Here is a 6231-nt window from a genome sequence, read left to right as displayed (position 1 = left end):
AATTTTATTGCTTTTATTGGCGCATTTTGGAAAATTCTCGCACACTTTTAATTCAGTAAAATTTATTAACTTTACGCTTAATTAACGCAACAAAAGTTTATACAACAACGTTGTGTATAATGTCCGAAATGAAAAAACAGATAAATATAAAATTAATTTTACTGGAAACTTTTTCTCTACTATTTATAATAAATGGACTTCAAAGATTATATATAGCATCTCAAGGAAAAGTATACGATGCAGTAATTAATGGAGATTGGAAAAAATTTGAATCTCTAACATCTGAAAGTTTAGGACAATTCTTTGCGAACAGAGCAATATGGACTATTGGAATAATTTTGATTGGAATTTTAACTATTGGAATAATAAATTGGAGAAAAAAAATTCATATAATAAATTCAATAATACTTTTTTTAATTATTATTGTAATTGCATCAACAGGTTTTTTTCTCACTGGAATTACAAATCAATATTTGAATTATTTTTGCGGAATATTTGCCGAAAATTACGGATTATCATTTTTTATAGGAGGAATAATTCTTACTACAATTGGAATTACAATACTATGGAAAACTATAAATCTGAATAAAAACACTATACACAACACCGTATAAATTTTATTGCTATTTATGGCTTATTTTGGAAAATCCTCGCACACTTTTAATTCAGTAAATATTTATTAACTTTACGCTTAATCAACGCAACAAAACTTTATACATCCACGTTGTGCGTTATTAAAAAATTCGTCATATCAAGAATACTTTGAACTATAATTCTTACTTTTGAATATAAACATAAAACGTTATGGATATTCAAGCAGAAAAAATAGAATTGGCTAAAATGCTTTTAAATACTCAAAACCCGAAAATAATTGAGTCTATTAAAAACATTTTTAAAAGGGAAAAAACAGTAGATTTTTGGACTGAATTATCAATTGAACAAAAAACAGAGATTGAAAAAGCATCAATAGAAATTGAAAACGGAGAAGTTACCGATTATGAATCGTTTATGCAAAAACACAGATAAATGATTCGTAAAGTTGTTATTTCAAAAACGACCGAGAAAAAATTAGATTCCCTTTTCAGCTATTTGGTTGAAAAATGGTCTGTTAAAGTAAAAAATGAATTCATTGAAAAGTTAGATTATTCAATTGAACTTATCAGAAATCAACCTGAAATGTTTCCTGAATCTAAACAAGGAAAAAAATTAAGGAAATGTGTTGTAACAAAACAAACGACTTTATTTTATAGATTTACATCTAAACAAATTAATGTAGTTACAATTTTTGACACAAGACAAAATCCGAAAAAACTAAAGAAGGAAATATAAATAACAACGCACAACACCGTATAAATTTTATTGCTGTTATTGGCTTATTTGGGAAAATTCTCGCACACATTTAATTTAGTAAATATTTACTAATTTTACGCTAAATCAACGCAACAAACTTTATACAACAACGTTACCAACCATTACCCATCAGAATCCGATAAATTCCTTGGGCTAAAGAGAAAAAAAACTCTAAAATGTTTATTAAAATTGGTAGATTTGACCCAAATATAATTAACTGAATAACAAAACTTGACATTAGACAAGATAAAAAGAAGCATACGATATTGTGATAACTGTTTTTTTAAAATATTTCAAAAATATAACATCCCAAAAAATGATTTTATGGTGTTATTTAGTTTGGTATCTAACAATTATAAGCATATACTTTGAAGCTTCACTAAAATTATGGGCTAGCTCTATAGGAATTTCACTTATCATCGGGTTTGCCCTAATACTATCCACTATTCAACAAGGCATAAAGCAAAATATTTGGGTAAAAATTAGACTTTTTTTGTTCCCTTTCTGTGTTTCTAGTTATTCAGCTACAATAAAAGATTATGATTTCATTCTATTATTTCCTAGTAATTTCTTACACTTATCTATTTCAATACTGAATTGCTTATTGTTTTTATTTCCAATTTGGTGCATAAAAACTTTCTATAGACCATAAGATACCCAATAAATTGAAATAACGGTTGGCAACAAGGGCTATAATTAATACGGGTTTTGATGCTTAACCCAAAGTTTTGGTATATTTACTAAGTCCGCCAAATCTTTTGATTTGGCTTTAATAAAGAAAAGATAAAACAAAATAAAAAAATTTGGCTAAGTGATTAATCGGAAATTCATTACTTTTAATTCCCGTACTAACCATAGCCGAGACGTTGTGCGTCATTACCAATCAGACTTGCTGAATTCAATAAGTTTACTGAAATATATAGCAATTAAATCCAAGGAAAGTTTTCTAATTAATAGAAATAAAAATTAATGAAGAATAAAAAAACGAAAATTGGTTGTGGAGGAATTATTCTTTTAGTTGTTATTGGAATCATTTATTTATGGCATTTTCTTTTTGGGGAAGGGAAAAGAGATTTAGGGAATTTGTCAAACTCTTGTAATGAAAAATATGAAATAAATATCACTCATTATTCTGAATTTGAATCTAAACAATCACTTCGATTTAACATAATAAAAAATAATAAAAAGATAGAAAAATTTGGAAAAACGTTCGCAGTTACTAGCAGAATGGACGAAAGTTTAGAGAATTTTGAAATTCATTGTTTTGATAATATTTTATATGTGACTTGGAAAAATAAGAATAAACCTTTAATTATGTTTGACTTTAAAAGTGAACATTTATATCCTGAAAATAGAGAGAATATTAATTACAAAAATGAATTGTTTGAAAGAATAATTAAAGGAAATCCAAAATTAGAAATTGAATAAATAAAAACGAACGCACAACACCGTATAAATTTTATTGCTATTAATTGCTTATTTTGGAAAATTCTCGCACACTTTTAATTCAGAAAATATTTACTAACTTTACGCTAAATCAACGCAACAAAGCTTATACAACAACGTTGCCAATAATACGCAGAAACCGAAACCTGAATGAACAAAAAAGTAAAAAAAATCATAGCAAGAGAATTTTTAATACTTCTAACTTTAATAGTTTTAACTTCATTATTATTTATTTGCGTTTTCCCCTATAATTCATATCAGAAAAACAATATTGACAAAATTGATAAATCGTTAAACGAAAAAGAAAAATTAACTAAAAACTTACATAAATCTGTTAATGAAAAAATTGAAAATCAAGAATGGTTTTTTGAAAAATTATCATCTGAATTTGATATTACAAATTCTGAATATAGTGAACTAAAAACACTATGGCCTATTTTGCAAAGGATAGCGGAAAATGATAGTATTGAGCATCGATGGAAAAATAAATGGGAAAAAAGTCTTACGGATTTTCATAAAGGTATCGGATTCAAAAATGGAAAGGAACTGGAGACTTTCATCGAAAAAAACTCAATATCCTCAAACGATAGTATTCAATTAAAAAAATCGGAGGAAATAAGAAAAGAAATAACGAAATTAAAAAAACAACAAGCTGAATTTAAGTACAAAATCCTCAATGATAATGAAAAACTTGATTTAGTAGGTGGAATTGGAGTTACACTTTTTGGAATATTATTTTTATTACGATATTTAATTTATGCTGTAAAATGGAGTTTAAGAACTCTTAAAGAAAAATAAAAAAGTACTATTGGCAACACCGTGTATAATTAATGGCTAGTTCTCGCCTACTTACGAAAATCCTCGCGGATTTTCTATCTGGTTTTTATTTGCTAAATTAGTTGCTTAACCACGCCACTAATCATACACAAACACGTTGTAAAACATTTGGCACAACAAACAAAATGAAAGAATTAAAACAAAATAAGAACTTCGTAAAACGTGAATTAAGAATTACGGACTCAAAATTATTTTATAACGTTTCAAAATTCGGAAACGGAAATGAAGTAGATATTCCATTTGAAAATTTAAACGGAGAAAAAGTTTCGCATAAATCAACGAATCACACTTTATTGATAATTGCAGGTGTAATTTTTTTAATAGCAATTGCAATACAAATAAGTCTATATCGAGGTGGAACTGGAGAAAAATTTGCTGGACTATTTTGGGCTGGAATAGGAACAATTTTTTTGGTAATTTACTTTTTGTCTAAACAAAATTTTTGGAAAATAAGATTGACAAATGACAGTTACATTTATATTCATAAAAATATACCGAGTAAATCTGCGACCGACCAATTTTTGTCGGAATTAATGAAATCAAGAAATGAATTTTTAAAAGAAAACTATGCGATTGTAGATGAAAATTTGAGTTATGAAAGTCAACTGAATAATTTTAAATGGCTAAAATCAATAGATGCAATTACAAAAGAGGAATTTGACCAAAAATATGCGGAATTAAAAAAAAGTGTAAAACCTGAAAAACCAAATATTGGATTTGGAAAATAAAAACGTTTTACAACACCGTATATAATTTATTGCTAGTTCTAGCCAATTTACGAAAATCCTCGCGGATTTTCTATTCGGTTTGTATTTGCTAAATTAGGTGCTTAAAACACGCAACAAACCATATACAAAACCGTTGCCAACAATACAAAAAACGAATCGATAATATTTATGTTTTCATTTTTTAAATCAAAATTGAACTTATCAGAATCTGAATTTTCGGAGAAATTTTTCACTGAATTAAAACGGAAAGTTAAGGGATTGGAATTAGTTTCAATTAATGGTTTGGAGGTAACAACAAAACTAAAAGATTCTGATAATTACCGCCATTTTTTAGACAATTCATACGCTGAATATAAAAACGAACCGAAAGATTTAAAAAACGTAATTGAAAAATATACGTTAGGCTCGAAAGAACTTTTTCTTCCAGAAGAGCCAGTTAAATTGGAGAGAATTGTTCCTATAATAAAAGACAAAAGATATTTAATAGAAAGCTCAAAACTTGTTGAAAATTTTGAGAATACTCACGTTTATGAAAAGTACAATTCGGAATTGTATATATTTTATGCAGAAGATAAGGATAACTCAATAAGTTATTTAACAAAAGAAAGAATTGAGCAACTGAATATAGGAATTGAAAAACTAAAAGAAAAAGCAATTGAAAACCTGAATTCTATAGTTTCAAAAATGGAAAGTCACGGAGAGAAAGGTTATTTTATGCTAACTGCAGGAGGAGATTATGAAACAAGTTTATTATTATTTGACATTTGGAATAAAGAAAATTTCCCAGTAGATGGTGAATTAATAATCGGAATTCCAGCAAGAGATATTGTATTAATTACAGGAACAAATGAAAAAGAAAATATTGAAAAATTAAAGAATTCAATTGGAGAAATTAATGAGAATGGAGACCATTTAGTTTCAGATAAAATATTTATATTTAAAAAAGGAAAATTTGAAATATGGAAATAAGTACTGTTGGCAACACCGTATATAATTTATTGCTGGCTTCTTGCCTAATTGCGAAAGTCCTCGCGGACTTTCTTGGTCGGTAATTATTTACTAAATTAGTTGCTTAAAACACGCAACAAATCATATACAAACACGTTAGCTGTAACACCTCAGCAGACTCTGAAACCTCAACCGAATTATTGAAAACAGGATTTAATGATGAATAGATTTTACAGATTTGTATGGAAAAAAATAGATCAACAGATCAAATGATTTATCAGACTTTATGGAAACAAACTCGAAAGAAAATTATCTATTTGGAGAAATAACAAACAAAGTTATTCAAGCATTTTATCAAGTATATAATGAAATTGGTTTTGGGTTTGAAAATGAAATCTATATTAATGCACTTGAGTTAAGTCTTAAAAATTTAAACCTAAATTCCGAGAAAAACAGAGAAATTAAAATTGTTTTTATGAAAGAAAAAATAGGAATTTATAAAGCGAATTTAATTGTGGAGGAAAAAGTTTTAATTCAAGTTTGTAACTACGAAAATTTTTCTAGTATTTTAGAACAAAAAGTATATAATCAACTAAATTTAAGTGAATATAAAGTCGCTTTGATTTTAAATTTTGGAATAAAACCAGATTTTAAAAGAAAACAAAAATGATTAATAGATGAACAGATAAAATGATTTTACAGACTGTATGGAAATGTGCTACAGCTAACAACGCATAAAAATAATTGCTGCTTTTTTAAGTGTCCTAGAAGTTTTGTAATAATTTTTTTAGTAAGGTATTATTTAGTAATTTAGTGTTTTAAAACGCAACTTTTTTTATACACGCACGTTACCTAAAATGGCTCGCTTACTCAAAACCTGAGGAAAAAAACGAATTAAAGTTATTTAAAATTTTGAAAATTT

8 protein-coding genes are annotated in these 6231 nt (G+C 26.9%); all 8 read left to right on the top strand.

Annotated elements, in window-relative coordinates:
- The first annotated feature begins 128 nt into the window (after positions 1 to 128).
- The 8 genes from Q0762_RS13735 (at position 129) to Q0762_RS13700 (ending at position 5979) form a co-directional block, all read left to right on the top strand.
- Positions 129 to 614 (top strand): hypothetical protein, encoded by a 486-nt coding sequence (locus Q0762_RS13735; RefSeq protein ID WP_298767679.1) that lies wholly within the window; start codon positions 129 to 131, stop codon positions 612 to 614.
- 190 nt (positions 615 to 804) lie between these two features.
- A complete protein-coding gene (locus Q0762_RS13730) occupies positions 805 to 1026 on the top strand; it encodes a hypothetical protein (protein WP_298767678.1) in 222 nt (73 codons plus the stop codon).
- Positions 1027 to 1329, top strand: a complete 303-nt coding sequence (locus tag Q0762_RS13725) for a type II toxin-antitoxin system RelE/ParE family toxin (RefSeq protein WP_298767676.1) — start codon at positions 1027 to 1029, stop codon at positions 1327 to 1329.
- Between the two features lie 990 nt (positions 1330 to 2319).
- Positions 2320 to 2778 carry a hypothetical protein gene (locus tag Q0762_RS13720; protein ID WP_298767674.1) on the top strand — a complete coding sequence of 153 codons (459 nt, stop codon included), beginning with the start codon at positions 2320 to 2322 and terminating at the stop codon, positions 2776 to 2778.
- Positions 2779 to 2946: 168 nt separating this feature from the next.
- Positions 2947 to 3594 carry a hypothetical protein gene (locus tag Q0762_RS13715; RefSeq protein ID WP_298767672.1) on the top strand — a complete coding sequence of 216 codons (648 nt, stop codon included), beginning with the start codon at positions 2947 to 2949 and terminating at the stop codon, positions 3592 to 3594.
- 164 nt (positions 3595 to 3758) lie between these two features.
- Positions 3759 to 4361 carry a hypothetical protein gene (locus Q0762_RS13710; protein ID WP_298767670.1) on the top strand — a complete coding sequence of 201 codons (603 nt, stop codon included), beginning with the start codon at positions 3759 to 3761 and terminating at the stop codon, positions 4359 to 4361.
- A 192-nt stretch (positions 4362 to 4553) separates the two neighbouring features.
- The gene (locus Q0762_RS13705) at positions 4554 to 5330 is read left to right on the top strand and encodes a DUF1444 family protein (RefSeq protein WP_298767667.1); all 777 of its coding nucleotides are present in this window, start codon (positions 4554 to 4556) and stop codon (positions 5328 to 5330) included.
- 265 nt (positions 5331 to 5595) lie between these two features.
- A complete protein-coding gene (locus Q0762_RS13700) occupies positions 5596 to 5979 on the top strand; it encodes a GxxExxY protein (RefSeq protein ID WP_298767666.1) in 384 nt (127 codons plus the stop codon).
- The last annotated feature ends 252 nt before the right edge of the window (positions 5980 to 6231 follow it).

The sequence above is a fragment of the uncultured Polaribacter sp. genome (genome assembly GCF_947495205.1).
Classification (GTDB): Bacteria; Bacteroidota; Bacteroidia; order Flavobacteriales; family Flavobacteriaceae; genus Polaribacter.
Note: the sequence above shows the minus strand (reverse complement) of the source record. Positions and strands in the feature narration are given on the sequence as shown.

Bases quoted from the DNA above. Each gene is read 5' to 3' on its own strand.
- Q0762_RS13735 (WP_298767679.1), top strand. From the start codon at position 129: ATGAAAAAACAGATAAATATAAAATTAATTTTACTGGAAACTTTTTCT.
- Q0762_RS13730 (WP_298767678.1), top strand. From the start codon at position 805: ATGGATATTCAAGCAGAAAAAATAGAATTGGCTAAAATGCTTTTAAAT.
- Q0762_RS13725 (WP_298767676.1), top strand. From the start codon at position 1,027: ATGATTCGTAAAGTTGTTATTTCAAAAACGACCGAGAAAAAATTAGAT.
- Q0762_RS13720 (WP_298767674.1), top strand. From the start codon at position 2,320: ATGAAGAATAAAAAAACGAAAATTGGTTGTGGAGGAATTATTCTTTTA.
- Q0762_RS13715 (WP_298767672.1), top strand. From the start codon at position 2,947: ATGAACAAAAAAGTAAAAAAAATCATAGCAAGAGAATTTTTAATACTT.
- Q0762_RS13710 (WP_298767670.1), top strand. From the start codon at position 3,759: ATGAAAGAATTAAAACAAAATAAGAACTTCGTAAAACGTGAATTAAGA.
- Q0762_RS13700 (WP_298767666.1), top strand. From the start codon at position 5,596: ATGGAAACAAACTCGAAAGAAAATTATCTATTTGGAGAAATAACAAAC.